Annotated in this window: 1 rRNA gene; it reads right to left on the bottom strand. The window is 54.7% G+C overall.

Annotated features, from left to right (window positions below):
- Nucleotides 1–435 (bottom strand): 16S ribosomal RNA (locus M6G53_RS25155); the annotation flags it as partial.

Raw genomic sequence — 435 nt, forward strand, 5'->3', positions numbered from 1 at the left:
CCTCTATCCATCCCGTCAATTCCTTTGAGTTTCAGTCTTGCGACCGTACTCCCCAGGCGGCGAACTTAACGCGTTAGCTTCGATACTGAGCTCCGAATTGAGCCCAACATCCAGTTCGCATCGTTTAGGGCGTGGACTACCAGGGTTTCTAATCCTGTTTGCTCCCCACGCTTTCGTGCCTCAGTGTCAGTGCTGGTCCAGGTAGCCGCCTTCGCCACTGGTGTTCCTCCCGATCTCTACGCATTTCACTGCTACACCGGGAATTCCACTACCCTCTACCGCACTCTAGCTGGCCAGTATCCACTGCCATTCCCAGGTTGAGCCCGGGGCTTTCACAACAGACTTAACAAACCACCTACGCACGCTTTACGCCCAGTAATTCCGAGTAACGCTTGCACCCTTCGTATTACCGCGGCTGCTGGCACGTTAAGTTCG

This window comes from Serratia nevei, from assembly GCF_024160145.1.
Lineage (GTDB): Bacteria > Pseudomonadota > Gammaproteobacteria > Enterobacterales > Enterobacteriaceae > Serratia > Serratia nevei_A.